This window comes from Amycolatopsis sp. NPDC033938 (genome assembly GCF_055575975.1).
Genome location: NZ_JBVIRO010000009.1, coordinates 174,314 through 191,448 on the forward strand (window position 1 = coordinate 174,314; position 17,135 = coordinate 191,448).

Consider the following 17,135-nt stretch of genomic DNA (forward strand, 5'->3'; position numbering starts at 1 on the left):
AACCGGGCACCGCTGAGAGTGGATCGTGGGCCACCGTGCCGCACACCCGCGAGCGGCGCGGCGCGGTGGCCCACTGCGCCTCCTCGTTCGCGGCTACGCTCGCGAGAGCAGGATCAGGTAGATCGCGTTGGGCTGCAGGTCCGCCCGGTAGGTGTAGCCCTCGCCGGGGATCACAGTCCGTTCGTCGACCTGCTGCAGCGCGGCTTTGGCAAGATCGGTGTTGTCCGGTGCCGAGTAGTAGTTGCTGGTGTTCTGGTCGACCCGGTAGACCTGCACGCGGACGGGACATCCGTCACCGAGGTCCGGCGGCAGGTTCGCCATGTCGATAGTGGTGTGGAAGGCTTTTGTGCCGGTGCCCTGGTAGTTCCACACCATTACCGACGCGCCGCCGGCGTCCTTGGCTGCGAGCGCGTAGACACCGATGCCCTTGGCGTCCAGGCTGTCCGACGTGGCAGACACCCTGTTCTTTTTCATCTTCGACTGCATCAGCAGCGAGTTGCCGTAGGGTGTGAAGGCGTTGGTGGCCGGCCCGTCGGGGCACGTCGTCGTGGTGCCGGTGCCGCCCGCGCCGGTGACGCTGGTGCACCCGGGACCCCGCGTGACGAACTGATCCTTGCGCTCGTTGCCGGAATGCCGGGTGACCCAGTTGAACGCGTACGTCCCGGGCTGGTTCTCGTACCAGTACAGCACTGACGCCTGACCCGCGGCCTGCCGGACGTAGTCGGTCGTGTACCACGGAGTGGCGGTGGTCGTGGGTGCCATGTCGGTGCAGTCGTCACACAGCGGGCCCGGATAGACACCCGACTCGGTGATGAAGGCCGGCACGCCGCGATCGAGATGGCGCGCGGCCAGCATGGCCTGGAGTTCGGCGCGCTGGCCTTCCACCAGCCGCGGGTTGTCCTTGTAGAACCGCGGGTTCTGCAGGGTCGCCATGTCGCCGAATTCGACGTAACCGTGGTAGGAGAAGAAGTCGAGCCGCTTCTTCCGGTCCGGGTCCGCGGCGTAGTCGTCGAGGAACTTCCCGATCCACACCGGGTCGAACTCGAAGAACGCCGGTCCTCCGACCCTCAGCCGGTTCGACGGCTTCAGCTCGTCGTTGACCTCGTTCGTGATCTGGTAGAAATCCACGTAGTAGGGGTAGACGAGAGCCGGGTTCATGAATCCGCGCTTGTCCGGTGCGTCCGGCTCATTGAACGCCTCGAGGTAGGTCACCTTCGGGTACTTCGCCTTGACCGTCTTGACGATCTGCTTGAGCAGCGGCTTGGCCTGCGTCGGCGATATCCCCTGTTCGATCAGCGGGCTGACGTCGAGGTTCAGCAGGATCGAATCCGATACGGTGGCGGCGTTGGTGAGATAGCCGTTGATATCGCCGGTCGGAGAGGCGGGGTCGGAAGAGAGCGTGCACGACGTGGCCGACCCTCCGCACCAGTTCACCTTGGCCCACGCCCGGTACACCGAGCCGTGCAGACCCACGTCGTTCAAGTAGGCCACGTCGGTCGTTCGCGGGTTTTGCCAGTTCGTGGCCGACGTGAAGTTGTTGTACCGCTCGCTGTGCCGGAGGGGCCCCTGGTTCGTGGCGAAGTCCACGGACACCTGGGCGGGCGAAGCCGGGTCGGCGTTCGCCGATTGCGCTGACAACACCGCCGAGGTCGAGAGCAGCACGAGAGCCGACGTCAGCACTGCCCATCGTCGACGGCCAGGGGCGCCGACGGAGAAAAGGATTCTGGTGGTCAAGGGCATCCTCGCTTCCGGATTCGCCGTGCCGGTGTCGTCCACGGCCTGACGATCACCTTGACCGGGGGCCCCGGCCTGGCGCATCCACCCAGTGCGGTACCGAGTCGTACCGCCAACGCCGTAGCCGGAGCAGCAAGGCGAGCGCGCGTGATCATCGTGGGCGCACGAAGGTCTGCTGTCTTCGAAGTTCTTTCTCGCCGGACTACCGCTTGCCGTTCAGCTGATGAGGTCGACGACCAAAACGACGGTGTCGTCACCGGGCCAGGTCGAGGTGTCCGGCGGGGAGTTGTGCAGGGTGGACCAGTACGGGTGGTGGGGTGGGACGACGATGGTGCGCCGGCCACCGGGTCGCATTCCGGCGAGACCGTCACCGGCGCGGTGACCCCGCAAGACCTGTGGTGCGGTCTGTAGGTTCCAGGTGGACCAGACCAGTTTCCCGGACCAGGACAGCGCTTCGGTTCGGATGGTGAGCTGGAGCTGGTCGTCATCCTGTTCAGGCACTGGTTTGCCGCGTTTACCCGTAGTGATGTCGTTGACGGCAAGCGAGGCGGGCGGTGCGCAGTCGCGAGGAATGGTGATACTGGGCCGTTGACCGGCCGAGCCGGAGATCTCGATCCGGTCGATGGGACAGGGGGCCTGGACGGTTGATGACGTCGAGGACTTCGTGGCCGATGCGGGTGGTGTCGTGGGGTCAGGTGCGGCGGTCCGCTGGTCGTCGCCTCTGGGCCACAAGACCGCTACCGCGACGACCACTATCGCGATGGCGGTGATCGTGGCGATCCTGAGCAGGGGTGCCCGACGTCGGCGTTCCACGGCGAGGTCGTCACGAGCGTGCTCGAGGAGGGGGCGGACGGACTCGGCGTCCAGCCGGTTCTTCGCGGGGGCGAGCAGGCCGGTGATGACATCGGCGAGAGGTCCTCGGGTGCGGCCGAGGACGGGTTTCTCGGTGAGAACGGCGGCCATGGTGGCTTCGAGGTTGGCTCGCTGGAACGCCGGCCGTCCTTCGGCCGCGTAGAACAGGGTGGCGCCGAGCGCCCACAGGTCGGACGCGGCCGTGGCGTCATCGCCGTTGAGGCGTTCGGGTGCCATGTAGGCGGGCGAGCCGATCAGCAGGCCGGTGCCGGTCAGCCGGGTGTCGTCCGCCGAGTGGGCGATGCCGAAATCGGTCAGCTTCGCCGAGTCCGAGGTGAGCACCACGTTCGCGGGCTTGACGTCTCGGTGGACGATCCCGGCGGCGTGGGCGGCGGTCAGTGCCGAGAGCAGGTCGAGCCCGATCTGGGCGACGCGGTGCCCGGGCAGCGGACCGACCTGTTCGACGTGCTCGGCGAGATCGGTGCCGTCCAGCAGTTCCATCACCACGTGCGAGACGCCGTCGTGATGGAAAACGTCGTAGACGGTGACGATGTTGGGATGGCTGAGCTGGCCCGCGAGTCGTGCCTCCCGGATGAAGCGCAAGGACGCGACGTGACCACCGTCGAGCGTGTGGAGCTGTTTGATCGCGACCAGACGCTCCAAGACCTGGTCGTGGGCGAGCCACACGACCCCCATCGCGCCGCGGCCGAGTTCCCGGACCAAGGTGTACCGGTCCTGGAGCACTTCGTTCGTCATCCCGCGCCCTTCCGCCGCCGAACTCGTCGCGCAGCTTAGGGGGAGCGGCACTCGTGTGGGTTCCCTCCGTTCTGGTCGGGACTGGCGGGACGACATCCGGTTGTGCCGATGTCGCGGTCCCACCGATGGCGGGAACCGCCCCGAGGCCGGAGGTGGTTCCCGCCGCTGCCGTGCGCCCGGTCAGTACCAGACGTAGAGCAGGTAGGTGCCGGTCGACTTCCTCGGGCACCGGAACGCCTGCCAGCGGCCCTCGCCCAACCCCCGGTCTCCGGTGGTGAGGCAGGCGTCCGCGGTCCGGTACTCGTTGAAGTAATGCCAAGTCCCGGCCGCCACGACCGGTGCCTTACCGGTGTTCGCGGCGGTGGTTTCGGCGCTCGCCGTGCCCGCGCCGAGGGTCAGGCCGATCGCCGCCGCCACCAGCCCGGCTGCCACTCGCTTGCCCGTCATGGTTTCTCCGATCCGTGGTGAATCTCGAACGCGCTCGTTCGAAAACCGAGCGTCGTGAGGGTCGGCCGAAGCTTTTCGCCTGCCCGGATCCTTGGGCAATACGAACCCGCTGTCCCGGACTGTCCGGATTTGTACTGCCTGGTCAGCGGCCCTGTCCGGCACGTTGTCCGGATTCCCGGACAACGCCTTGCCAGCGCTGAAAGCCCGTCGATAGGGCCGTTCGCCGTAACGGCCGGTCGGGAGCGGACGACAACAACCCAGGCACGAAGAGCCGTTCGGTGAGTGCGACCGCGGTGGAGGGCACTGATGCTTACGGATGATCTGAGCGGGGTGGCCGGCACCGGCGGAGGCATGCCGATGGGCATGACGCGCGCGCCCGGTCGCTCGGTGCTCGAGGGTGCGTTCGCGTTGCTGGAGGTACTCGCCGCGGCCGACGCCGGCGCGGGTCTCGGCCTCACAGAGGCGGCTCAGCGGGCGGGTCTGCCGAAATCGACAGCCCATCGGCTGCTCGAGCAGATGTGCGGGATCGGCGCGGTCGAGCGGCTGTTCCGCGGTTACGTCGTCGGCCCCCTGGCGGGCAGGCTGGTCCAGGGGCGCGGGCGGCTGCACGCGAGGATCCGCGCCGCGGTGGGGAGACCGGCGATCCGGCTGGCGAAACTGACCAGGGCCGACGTCGTGGTCTGCGTATTGGCGGGGTCCGAGGTCGTGGTCGTCGCGGCGGTCTCGGGGCATTCCGCGAGAGTGCCCGCCGTCTCTCCGGGCACGATGCTGCCGTCTTCGGCCGCGGTGGCCGTGGTCCTTCTCGGCGGGGTCGCCCGTGGTGCGGCCGCGCCGATCCGGTGCCCGGAAGGCCGGGCCGTGGCCGCGATCGGTTTGCTGACCACCCCGGCGAGTGATCTCCAGCTGATGCGGCAACTGGTCGACGCCGCCGCGCTGGAAGCCGGTCACGAGTTGGCCGAATCCGCCCACTGATGGCCGGGAAATCACCAGTCCGCTGAGTGGACCGACCTCTTCACGTGGATTTCACAACTGGTCAGCCTTCTCCGAGTGAACGGCGCGTCGTCGCGCGCCCGTGGACGGGGAGGTGCCCGATGGGCTCACGTGCCGGTTCCCGGTGGCTCGCGCTGACGACGGCGTTCGTCGTCTCGATCGGGATGGGCGTGGTGGTCACCCCGCCACCGGCGCGGGCGGCGAGCCCGGGCGTCGGCACGCTGGTCAACGCGTTGGCCGGGCCCTCGAACAGCTTCGCCACCTGGAGCAAGGGGCTCGGCGCGATCGGGCAGCTGGCCAAGGCCTTGCCCGCCGTGCAGACCAGCCCCGGTGCCGCTCTCGGGTTCGACACCCTGGCCCAGGAGGCGTTCAACGCGGGCACCAAGAAGCTGTCCGCCGCGGTCGACGACGCCGATCTGGAGATCGACCAGCCGATCACGCTGTCGGCCGACCGGGCGGGGACGCTCAAGACCACCTTGAGCACCGTCGGGGAGGACAAGAAACTCGACCTCACGCTGACCGTGTCCCGCGTACTGCAGAACCAGGCGCTGAACATCCCGGTCCCGCTCGGGGAGGGCAGCAACGCCCCGCAGTCCGCGTTCTCCTCCACCGGCGGCGTGCGGCTCACCGTCGGCACCACGGTGAAACTGACCCTGATCTGGGACAAGGCGCACGACAAGGCCTACATCCTCAACGACGGTACGACGCCGTCGCTGACCGTCGACGCTTCGGCGGACTTCCCCGACGCGAACGCCATCAAGGCCGTCAACGCGGCCATCGGTGTCCTCGGGGTGAAACTCGTCGAGACGGACACCTCACTGGATCTCAAGGCGCATTTCGCCGCCACGATCAATGACCCGGACAACGACGGGCGGCTGGCGTTCCTCAACAACGACGGCACCGCGGGGGAGCTGGCCCAGAACGGTTCGCTGGCAGGTCTCGTCAGCTTCGGCTTCGCCAGCCCGGCGGGTTCGCTGAACGGTTCCCTGCACCTCGCGGCGGCGCCCGCCGCCTCCTTCTCGCTGGCGCTGCCCGCGGTCGACGCCAAGATCGGCATCGGCTGGCCGGATATCGCCACCGGCTCCCCGCAGATCACGCCGGAGGGCATCGGCACCGTCGGCCCGTTCCTCAACATGACCCCGCGCGACCTGGCCACCGGTCTAGCGCAGCTGGCGACGACGCTGACCTCGATGCAGCGCGCGAAGTGGGGCGACGCGGCGAACCCGATCGGCAACCTCGACCTGCCGTTCCTCAAGGGCACCCTCGCCGACGCGATCCAGCTCAACGAGTCGATCAAGAAGTTCCTGCAGGACAACACGAAGACCGCGGCGGACCCGACGCAGGCAGGCGAACCGCTGTTCGCGTCGCTGCAGCAGATGCTCGACAAACTCAACACCGCGGCGAACCTGCCCGGCGGCGGCAAGATCGGCATCTCCGACGTCCACTTCCCACCGGGTTCGGCCAAACTCGACTTCAAGATCACGTTGTCCCGCAAGGCACCGTCGACGGCCGTGGACCTCAACGCGGCCGCGGCGGCGGCGTCGGGACCGGCTGGCACCCCGGCCAAGACGAGCTACACGCAGACCACCCTCAAGGACGAGAACCAGACCTGGAAGCCGGGGGAGTTCGCGGGACGGCGCGTCGTCGCCGGCGCGGCGGGCGCGACCATCGAGAACAACGACGGGAACACGCTCTTCCTGCAGGCACCCGGCTGGACGCCGGTGATCCCGGCCGCCAACGCGCCGTACACGATCTCCGGGATGCAGGGCGACGTCGGCGTCGTCCAGCTCGGCAACGACCTGAAGACCGGCGGCCGCGGTGTCGGCGAGGCCAACGCCGTCAACGCCACCGCGAAGGTCAAGCCCAGCTACGACGCCGCTGTCACGCTCGTACTCGACCTCCGGAACCCGACCGTGCACAACCCGCCGATCGAACAGAAGAACCCCGACGGCAGCACGACACTGGTCGGCGCGACACCGACCGGCCCGGACCGGGTGCTGCTGCGCACCTCGGGGGCTCCCTCGCTGTTCACCGCCGACTTCCCGATGGACGCGGGCATCGACCTCTTCGCCAACGCCGGATTCCTCCAGGTGCAACTGAAGGGCGCGGCACACGTCTGCCATCCGAACGCGGGCGCGGACTGCGCCGGCACGCCGGGCGCGGACGACCACATGGTGCAGGTGAAACTCAAGGACTCAGGCGACCTGACCTTCGGTGCTGTCGTCGACAAACTGCTGCACGATCCGGGAGCGCTGCTCGACTTCCAGGTGCGGGTCCGCGGCGCGGGTGGCGTCGACGCCAGCGCGCCGGGTACGGGCGACTTCCTGAAGGGTGCCACCGCGCACGCGGGATTCACCTGGAACGACCTGACCAAGCCGACCGGTCCCGACGGGCCGCAGTTCAGCGCGAGCGACCTGTCCGAACTGGCGAACTTCGACTTCGATCCGGCCAACCCGAAGGCGCTCTTCTCGATCATCCTCAAGACACTGCAGACCCTCAACGCGTCGCTCGGCGACGCCTCGCCGTCGGGGGCCGCGGTGTTCGGCACGAAGATCCCCCTCGTCGGCCGTTCGCTGAAGGACCTTTTGCGGGCCGACCAATCCGGCTCCGGCCCGACCGTGAGCTACGGCACGAACTCCGTGAAGGACATCGCGCGCACCGTCGAGAAGGGCAACGCGTTCCCGCCCTCGCTCGTCGGCCGCACGGTCGTCGCGGGCACCCAGGTGGGCGTCGTCGGCAGCGTCACGCCGGACACGCTCGTGCTGGCCGGGCCCTGGGCAAGCCAGCCTTCACCGGCCACGTCCTATGTGGTCCGGTCCGAATTGGACGACGTGATCTCGATGCTGGAGGCGGCGCCGTCCGACAACCTGCAGCGCCTCGTCCAGACCATCAACACGCGCTTCAAGGACAGCGTCCCGGTCACCTTCGAATACGCCGAACCCGGCGGGACACCGTCGCTGATCATCCGGCTGGACTGGAAACGCGCCTATCACACCAGTACGCCGGTGCAGTTCGACTTCAGCCTGCCGACCGGCGGTCAGCGGGTCGCCGGGGTGCAGGGCGACGGCTCGGTCTCGCTCGGCGTCGGCGGTCAGGTCAAGATGGGCCTGGTCGTCCCGCTGCAGCCCGGTGCGGGCCCGGCCGACGCGAACGCGCTGCGGGTGCTCGACGATTCCAAGATCGGCGTGAAACTCGACGCCACCGTGGAGAACGCCACCATCGCGACCACCTTGGGCCCGTTGAGCGTTTCGCTCGGCGACCCGAAGTCGGCGGACAAGGCGACCGCGAAGGCGTCCTACTCGATCGACCTCGCCAAGGGCGGTGGCACCGGCACGCCGGTCAGCTTCACCGACTTCCTCGGCGCCGTCGGGCCGACGATCAACGCCGGGAGCACCGCGGTCGGCTGCGGCCTCGACGGCGGTACGCCGCTGGCCCTGTGTGCCAAGTTGCCGCTGTACATCAGCGAGGACGGCGGCGCGACCTACAGCAAGGTGATCGCCGACGCCGCCAAGTCGAACAACTTCGCCTTGCGGCTGCCCAAATCGACCGCTGTCGACGACTACTTCAACCTCGGCGGGGTGCCCATCGACGGGCATCCGCGCTTGGAGACACCGGATCCGGCCTTGCTGGCGGACGCGCTCGCGGCCAAGCTGATCGACTTCGGCAGGCTCGACGGCCTCGACAGCTACCTCAACCTCGTGGAGCAGGCCCTCAACACCGCCAGCTTCGGCGGCAAGCTGCCGTTGCTCGGTGACGACCTCCAGCAGGGCGCGGACTTCATCGGGAAACTGCGCACGGCGATCCACACCGCGCTGGACCAGTTGCCCGCGAACGGTCATTTCACCGACATGGCCGCGGTACGCGGCTGGGTCAACGACCAGCTCGGCGGCAAGCTCGCCGGAGCGGGCCTCAACCCGGACACCGTCACCGTGGACACCCTCTGCAAGACGCCGCTGGGCACTGTCGGCACACCCACGGTCAAACTGCACGAAGGCGCCACGGCGGCGGACAAGACCTACCGCTACGTCGTCGCGTCCTATGTGACCGTCAACGGTGAGAAGAAACAGGCCAAGGCCAGCGATCCCGGCCAGATCACCACCGGCCCGGCCGCACTGTCCACAACGGACTCGCTCGACATCGCCTGGGAGCCGGTCACCAACGCGGCCGGGTACCTGGTGTTCCGCGAGGAGGGCGGCGCCTTCAAGCTGATCGCGGACGTCACCGACGCCAAGCTCACCGACGTCGGTACCGCTTCGATCGGCGGGGCGCCGGAGAACCCGCCCGAGAACCCGCGGCCGCACGATTGCTCGTACAACGACCTCGACGCGGTCACGATCAGCCTGAACGTCAGCCAGGGCGACTTCAGTGGCGACCTGCTGAACTGCGCCGGGTTGCCATCCGGCCACGAATGCCTCAAGAAGACCGTGCCACTGGACCTGGGCATCCCCGGCTTCTCGCTGAAGGCCGACGGCGGCGCGGGTCCCGAGGTCCAGCTCGGCTGGCGGCTGCACCTGGCCATGGGCATCAGCCGCAGCGAGGGGTTCTTCATCAGCACCAAGGATTCCGCGCAACCCGAGTTCGCGGTCGGGCTGAACGTCACACTGCCGAAGAAGATCAACGCGCAGCTCGCGTTCATCAACATCACCGCGGAGAACTGCACGAAGCAGAAGAGCCAGGACGACTGCGACCACGCGGCGGCCCCGGCGAACGACGCGGGAGTCCTGCCGTTGTTCGGTGGCGCGTTCAAGATCGACCTGGTGGCGCCGGACGATCCGACCAACGGCAGGCTGCATCTGACCGATCTGCAGAACGCCGGACTGGACCGGCTCGCCGACGTCAAACTGCACGCGAGCGCGGACATCAACTGGCTGCTCAAGGCACGGCCGGGGGAGGACGCCGGCTTCCCCGGCATCCAGGCCGACTTCCGGCTGCACTGGGCGTGGAACAACGTCAAACCGGGGACCAACAGCGCCGACGGCGGCAACTCCCCGCTGACGCTGGCCTTCGACAAGGTGGCCATCGACAGCGGCGAGATCTTCGGCAAGATCCTCGGCCCGATCGTGAACAAGATCAAGCAGGTCACCGGACCGCTCGACCCGGTGATCAAGACGCTGTACGCGCCGATTCCGGTCCTCTCGGACCTGTCCCATCTGGCAGGTGGCGGAGACGTCACGATCGTGTCCATCGGCAAGGCCTTCAGCACGGTCGCCGGTGGCCCGGACCTGAAGTTCGTCGACACCATCGCGGGGGTCGTCAACTTCATCAACCACTTCCCGACCTGCACGACCTCATGTCTCATCCCGCTCGGCTCGTTCGAACTCGGTGGCCAGAAGGCGCTCGACACCACGGTCACGCCGGACAACACCGAGAGCCTGATCAGCGCGAAGAAGGACGCCGGTGGCGGCAACGCCTTCACCCCGATCCTCGGCACGATCAACGGCAAGAACCAGAACAACGACCCGGAGTCGGCCAACCCGATGACCACCAAGGCCGCGACGGCCGGGTTCAGCTTCCCCGTGTTCGAGAAGCCCGCGTCGCTGTTCAACGTCCTGCTCGGCGGTGACGTGGACCTGGTCAAGTTCGACTCCGGACCGCTGCGCCTCGGCTTCGACTGGCGTCAGCAGTTCGGGCCGGTGTACGCGCCGCCGCCGGTGGTGATCACGTTGCACGGTTCCGCGTCGGTGACGCTGCGCATCGTCGCGGGCTTCGACACCTTCGGTATCCGCAAGGCGTTCGAAGCGGCTCGTGCGGGAGAACTCGACCTCGCGACCGTGGGGCAGGCCTTCCTGCAGAGCCTGTTCTTCTACACCACGGAAAACGGCAAACCGATCCCGGTGGTGTCGTTCACCGGTGAACTCGCCGCCGGGGCGGCGGTCACGGCCGTGGTCATCACCGTCGGCATCGAAGGCGGCGTCGGGCTCACGGTCTCGTTCCTGTGGAACGATCCCAACCACGACGGGAAGTTCCGGATCACGGAGTTCCTGCAAACGGCGCTGAACAATCCGATATGCCTGTTCACCGTTTCAGGGCGCCTCTATGTCTTCCTCAAGCTCTACGTGACTGTCGGCTTCGGCCCGTTCTCGGTGTCGTTCAGCTTCACGATCGTCGACGTCACGCTGCTCGACTTCACCGCGACACCGAACTGCACGCCACCACCGCCGAAACTCGGCGGGCTCAGCGGTGACGGGAAGACGCTCGTGGTGTACGCGGCCGCGCTCGGCCACACCGCCCAGCGCGGTGGCGGCGCCGGCGACCCGTACGAGTCGGACAAGCAGGAGAAGGACACCGTCAAGATCACGTCGCTGCACGACTACGCGAACCCGGCGAGCCCGGCGTTCACCGGCGTGGCCGTGGACATGCTCGGGATCCGGCGTGAGTTCCGGAACGCGAACATCGAGCGGGTGGTCGTGGACGGCCGCGGTTACGCCAAGCCGATGAGCGTGACGTTCATCGGGGACGCCAAGCTCGACACCGCGAAGGACGGCCCACCGCCGCCGACAGCGCAGTTCGACCGCGACGCGATCGTGTTCGGCGGCGACAAGAACGACCAGATCAAGACCGGTATCGGCAACTCGTGGGTCGATGGCGGCAAGGGTGACGACACCATCGTCACCGGCGACCGCACCGTGCTCGCCGCGGACAGGAAGAGCTATGTCCAAAATGGAGCGAAGGCGCGCGTCGCTGGAGGCCCGGGCGTCGACAGCATCACCGTCGGCAACGGCGAGGACGTCGTCGCGGGCGACTCGAGCCTCGGCGCGCCTCCGGTGACCTCGGTCGGCTTGAAGGAACTGAAGAACGACGGCCGCGACGGTGGCGACCCGATCGCGGACGGCGCCGGCGGTCCGACCGTCTCCGTGCCGAACTGGGCGATCCTGCCCGATCCGGCCGGCGGGACCGGGACCGGCGACGGAGGCGACACGATCAAGGTCGGCTTCGCCAAGTCGACCGCGTTCGGCAACGGCGGCGACGACACCCTCGGTGTCGCGGCCGACGATCCGCTGAAGGACGTGCCGACGCTTCCGCAGGCGCTCTTCGTCTCACCGGGCGCGATCCTCATCGGCGGTGACGGCAGCGACCGGTTCGCCGGCGGCACCGGGCCGGACGAGATCTACACCGCGGGCAAGGTCGACCCCGGCATCGACGGCTACGGCTCGGACGACGCCAACACCACGGGCGGCCCGGCTGGCGGGCCGATCAACACCGTCGACACCGGCTCCGGTGACGACAAGGTGTTCGGCGGCAAGGGACAGGACCGGGTCACCGGCCACTCGGCGAAGACGCAGAAGGACGACTTCCGCGGTGGCGGCGGCAACGACATCCTGTTCGGCGGGTACGGGGCGGACACCCTCTACGGCGGGCCGGACGACGACTACGTCATCGCCGAGCCGTCCACTTTGGACTTCCCGGATCCGGCGAAGACCGACGACTACGGGCCGCTCTACTTCGTCACGCACACCCCGCTTCCGCAGGGGGTGAGCCCGTCGCACAAGACGCTGGTCGGCGGCCTCGGCCGGGACCACATCATCGGCGGCGACGGTGGCGCGGACGTGTACGGCGACAAGCAGACGACACCGTGCAAGGCCGGTGCGCCGCTCCCGTCGACCCCGGTCGACGAGACGGTGAACGACGCGCTCGACGGCAACGACCGCGTGCTCGGCGGCGCCGGTGTGGAGAACGTGCGGGCAGGCGGCGGTGACGACAATGTCGACGCCGAGGCGAACGAAGACCTCGTGTGCGGTGAGAAGGGCAAGGACGTCCTGCGCGGCGGCCGCGACGCGGACCAGGTCTGGGGCGGCTCGGACGACGACTCCGTCTACGGCGACACCGGCGCGGACACCTTGTACGGCAACGACGGCGTCGACACGATGTTCGGCGGCGACGACCCGGACACCATCGAGGGCAACAACGGCAAGGACTGGATCTCCGGTGGCCTGTCCGGTGACGTGATCGTGGGCGGCACCCGGGCGGCCGGGCAGCCCGACGACGCCGACAAACTGTTCGGCGACGGCGGCACCGACACGATCATCGGCGACAACGGCGATCCGGCGGCGCCCGGGGGACCGGTGTTCGATCTGGCCAGTAGCGCGGACGCCACGCTGGGCGGCGACGACACCATCGGCGGCGGCATGGACACCGACGCGCTCTACGGCGGGTTGGAGAACGACACCGTCTCCGGCGGGAAGGATCCGGACCGTATCGAAGGAAACCCCGGCGCCGACACGCTGAACGGGGAGACCGAGGCCGACGACATCATCGGCGGCAGCCATCAGACGCCCGGCGACCCCGCGGCGAAGAACGCGGCCGGTTACCCGGACGCGGGTGACACGATCTCCGGCGGCGACGCCGACGACGTGATCACCGGTGACAACGCCACGATCACCGGTACGGGTGGTGGCGACACCGGCGACCCGGTCACCCGGGGACGCGGGCTGTCGGCGGGCAGGCACGTGGTGTTGTTCGACCTCGGCTTCACCGCGAACGCGGCGAACTCCGGCGGTGACACCATTTCCGGTGGCAACGCCACGGACGTCGTCTACGCGCAGGCCGGAACGGACACCGTGCACGGCGACGCCGGTGACGACTACGTCGAGGGTGACCAGGACGCCGACAAACTGTTCGGCGACTCCGGGCAGGACGATCTCCTCGGTGGTTCGTCCGCCGTGGAGATGGGCGGTGGCCAGGGCACCGTCGGTCAGCTCGACACCGGGGACACCATCTCCGGTGGCGAGGACGCGGACGTGATCACCGGCGACAACGCGCTGGTGACCAGGGACGCGGGCATTCCGAAGAGCCCGATCACCCAGGGCCGCTTCGACACGGACCTGCCCGGCGCGGTCCCGATGACGCACCGCAGCATCCAGCTGTACGACCTCGGTGACACGCCGGTGCCGAACACCTCCGGCGGTGACGACATCACCGGTGACAACGGCTGCGACGCGATCCTCGGCCAGTCCGGCAACGACCGGATCAAGGGCGGCAACGACGGCGACCACGCCGAAGGCGGCCCCGGCCGGGACTGGATCGAAGGAAACAACGGCGACGACGACCTCGTCGGTGGCAGCTCGACGATCCACGGCGGCGACACCGCGCTGACCACGCAGGGCCAGCCGGACACCGCGGACGTCGTCTTCGGTGGCTCGGGCGACGACGTGATCCTCGGCGACAACGCGATCACAGACCGGATCGCGCCGCCGTCGCCGTACCTGCTCCGCGTGGGCAGCAACGGGACGTTCGAGACGCAACGTTCCCTGCGGCTGCTGGATCTCTCGTGGAGCAACGGATTCCTCGGCGCGCCGGCCCGTGCCGTGGCGGGCGGGGACCAGCTCTCCGGCGGTGGCGGCGTCGACGTGATGTTCGGCCAGGACGGCGACGACCAGATGTCCGGCGGCGCGCACGACGACTACGCCGAGGGCAACGGCGGGCACGACACGATGTTCGGCGACCGCACCCTCGCGGAGGCCGGGATCGCGATCAGCCCACCCGTGCCGGCGTGGCCGGGCGCGGCGTCGGACGACCTCGGCGACGTCTCCGCGCCGAACGGTCAGGACGACCTGATCGGCGGCAGCTCGCTGGCGGTCTTCCGCGACACGGCCGACGACGTGCACGGTGACGGGGCCGCCGACTTCATCCTCGGTGACAACGGCACCGCGATGCGGGACATCGTGGACCAGACCGGCAAACCGGTGGCGCTCGGCGACGACCTCACGAAGGTTTCGCTGCCGCTGACGAACCGGATCTACGCGAAGCGTTACGACCCGCAGAACCTCCCGCAGGGCGCGGCGTTCGTGCGCCACGGCGTCAACGGTGCCCCGACGCGCTTCTGCACCACCACACAGGCGACCTGCGAGGCGATCGGCGCCTCCGGCGGCGACAACCTGTGGGGCGACGCGGGGGAGGACACCCAGTACGGACAGGACGGCGACGACCTGATGTACGGCGACACCGGCACGACGACGGCTCCGGGTGACGGCGCCGACGACATGTACGGAGAGCTGGGCGGAGACCGGATGTGGGGCACCGGCGGCGAAGACGCCATGGTCGGTGACCGCGGCGGCGTCGTGGACGTGTTCCAGAACGGGTCGAACAAGTTCGTGATCGACAATCCCCAGGTGCCCGCGATCCACTACGAGGGTTTCCTGGCCGGTTCGGTCACGCGGCAGGTCGACCTGCAGCACGACGTCAACGGCGACACCTTCGCCGCACCCGGCGACGCTCCGGCGATGCCGCACCGCGGCGACCTCGAAGGCGGTGACGACCGCATCCGCGGCGGCGACGACCACGACTCGATCCACGGCGGCTTCGGCGACGATCTGGCCAACGGGGATTCGGGCGGGGACATCGTCTTCGGCGACGACGGCGCGGACGTGCTGTGGGGTGGCAAGGGCGGTACCGACCCGGCCAACCCGAACGACCGGGGTGTCAACGACTCGCTCGTCGATCACCTCGTCGGCGGCAAGGGCGCCACGTCCGGACCGTCGGTCGACCCGGACACCGGCGCGCTGGGTTCGGACATCCTCGACTGGCGCCCGCGTGGCACCTACGGCGCACCGGGGCAGACGACCTGCACCGCGAACCCGTGGCCGCAGACGTTCGGCAACGGCAAGAACGCGGTCACGGTCGACCCGTGCTCGTGGTTCGAGATGACGAACATCGACAACGCCGACGTCGCGGACAATCAGCACCACCAGGGCATCGACTGGATCTACGGCGGCTGGGACCGCGACGTGCTGCAGGCCGACGTCGCCGACAACGGGCCGAACCTCGGGGACCGGCTGCTCGATTGGGGCGGTGCGTACAACCTCTACACGCACTGCAACGCGGCCTATGGCGGCTACAACGACGTCCGGCAGCACAGCCCGACGCATCAGGACTTCCTGCAGCGGTGGGCGTACTCGCTGGGCGCCGGTCAGGTCGCCGGGGACGTGACCGCGGCGGGCACGTCGGCCTACGACGAACTCGCCCTGGTGTATCAACCGGATATGAACGACCACGGTACGGGGCCGGCGTTCCCGACCACCCCGGGTCACTTCGACAACCCGAACGCGTGCGCGCCATGAGGGCGCGACGACTCACGGTGAGGAGGACGGCGGGTAGGCGGAATCGTCACCGGTGAGTGTGGCCCGGGTCGGGGTTCAAGCGCTCTTCCGATCCGGGACAGTACCGGCGACGCGCCTTTCCTCAGGCTGGGTCAGGATGCGGCCGACGGAAGGTCCATGATGCCGGTGGCTTGCGACCAGACACAACGCCACGTGCCACCGGCATGGGTGTAGACGTCGGTGTGCCAGGCATCGTGCCGCGGGATGTCCGCGCCGTCGACGGTGAGTTCGATGACGCACCGATAGCGGAGGACGACGACGTCGGTGCCGACGATGGCGTCCACGTCGCCGGTCAGCCTCAAGTCCCGGTAGACGACCCGCCCGGTGGTGAGGAGATCCAGGTATTCGGCCTTCGTCCACACGGTGCCGGTCGGGTTGCACAGCCGGTACTCCGCGGCGTGCAAGCGGTCGTAGGTGCCGCGATCCACGTCGAGGAGGCATTGGATCCGATCCTGCTCCGCCTTGATCACTTGGCCGGCCACGTCGTCGGTCATACCCGCTCCTGTTCACTTTTCGTTTCTGGTCGGCGACACGGTATCGGGGGAGCGGGAGAGTACGTCACGGCCCGCTGCCGTGAAGGTCCCCTTACCTACCCTCACGGTAGCGAAGGAGGCCTTCACTACCTGGCGAGTGGCGTGGGACCACCTCGCGAAACCATGCGAACAGTCCAAGTCGGACACGTATCTTCAGAAAAGTGTCTCTTGTGGACACTCGGAGCCGCGGCTCGCAAGTGCGGCTACGACCAGGGCGTCTGGTGTCCGCGGTTGATCCAGTGGCGCATGATGTCGGCGGCGAGCCAGTGTCCGAGGATCTCCGCCTCCTCCACGACTGGGATTCCGTTGCGGCGCCGGAGGGGATCGGCTCCGCGGGCGAGCAGGAACGCGGTGATGTCGGCGTGGAGAGGTTCGCCGGTCTGGACGTGACCGTCGTGCTCGACATCGACGGCATGGCGCAGCAGGGTCCAGCCGTCTCCATTGTCGTCCTCGACGTCGTGACCGGCGTCGAGCAGATCCCGAAGCTGAGACAGGTTGTGAAGTTCGACTGCTTGGTGAGCTGGCGACCAGTTCATAAGGGGCTCTTGTCCCTTTCGCCGTCGGCTGGAAGACGGACCGCTCGCGCCGGGGCTCCGCCGAGCGCGATTGCCCGCACGGCACCATGATCACGGGCACCAGCAGGGTGACGTACCCGGGCTCGATGGACGCGCATGTTCCCAACCTGCCAGATCAGCCTCTTGGCTCGTCCGCCGACGCGACAGGGCCC

At 68.4% G+C, this 17,135-nt stretch carries 7 protein-coding genes; 2 read left to right on the top strand and 5 right to left on the bottom strand.

What is annotated here, in order from left to right; genetic code table 11:
* Window positions 1-93 precede the first annotated feature (93 nt).
* From ACZ5ZX_RS23235 to ACZ5ZX_RS23245, 3 genes are all read right to left on the bottom strand, one after another.
* Window positions 94-1,776, bottom strand: a complete 1,683-nt coding sequence (locus ACZ5ZX_RS23235; RefSeq protein WP_465504088.1) for a hypothetical protein — start codon at window positions 1,774-1,776, stop codon at window positions 94-96.
* 174 nt (window positions 1,777-1,950) lie between these two features.
* On the bottom strand, window positions 1,951-3,342 hold the full coding sequence (locus ACZ5ZX_RS23240; RefSeq protein ID WP_465504089.1) for a protein kinase domain-containing protein: 1,392 nt from the start codon (window positions 3,340-3,342) through the stop codon (window positions 1,951-1,953).
* Between the two features lie 180 nt (window positions 3,343-3,522).
* Window positions 3,523-3,789, bottom strand: a complete 267-nt coding sequence (locus ACZ5ZX_RS23245) for a hypothetical protein (protein WP_465504090.1) — start codon at window positions 3,787-3,789, stop codon at window positions 3,523-3,525.
* A gap of 306 nt (window positions 3,790-4,095) precedes the next feature.
* Between ACZ5ZX_RS23245 and ACZ5ZX_RS23250 the strand changes: the two genes are divergently transcribed.
* Together ACZ5ZX_RS23250 and ACZ5ZX_RS23255 are read left to right on the top strand one after the other, a co-directional pair.
* Complete coding sequence (locus ACZ5ZX_RS23250) at window positions 4,096-4,761, top strand: helix-turn-helix domain-containing protein (protein WP_465504091.1); 666 nt, start codon at window positions 4,096-4,098, stop codon at window positions 4,759-4,761.
* Window positions 4,762-4,880: 119 nt separating this feature from the next.
* A complete protein-coding gene (locus tag ACZ5ZX_RS23255; protein ID WP_465504092.1) occupies window positions 4,881-15,836 on the top strand; it encodes a hypothetical protein in 10,956 nt (3,651 codons plus the stop codon).
* A 131-nt stretch (window positions 15,837-15,967) separates the two neighbouring features.
* Here ACZ5ZX_RS23255 and ACZ5ZX_RS23260 read toward each other — a convergent pair whose 3' ends face one another.
* Entirely contained in the window at window positions 15,968-16,369 is a 402-nt protein-coding gene (locus tag ACZ5ZX_RS23260) for a nuclear transport factor 2 family protein (RefSeq protein WP_465504093.1), read from the bottom strand.
* 242 nt (window positions 16,370-16,611) lie between these two features.
* Complete coding sequence (locus ACZ5ZX_RS23265) at window positions 16,612-16,944, bottom strand: ankyrin repeat domain-containing protein (protein ID WP_465504094.1); 333 nt, start codon at window positions 16,942-16,944, stop codon at window positions 16,612-16,614.
* Window positions 16,945-17,135 lie beyond the last annotated feature (191 nt).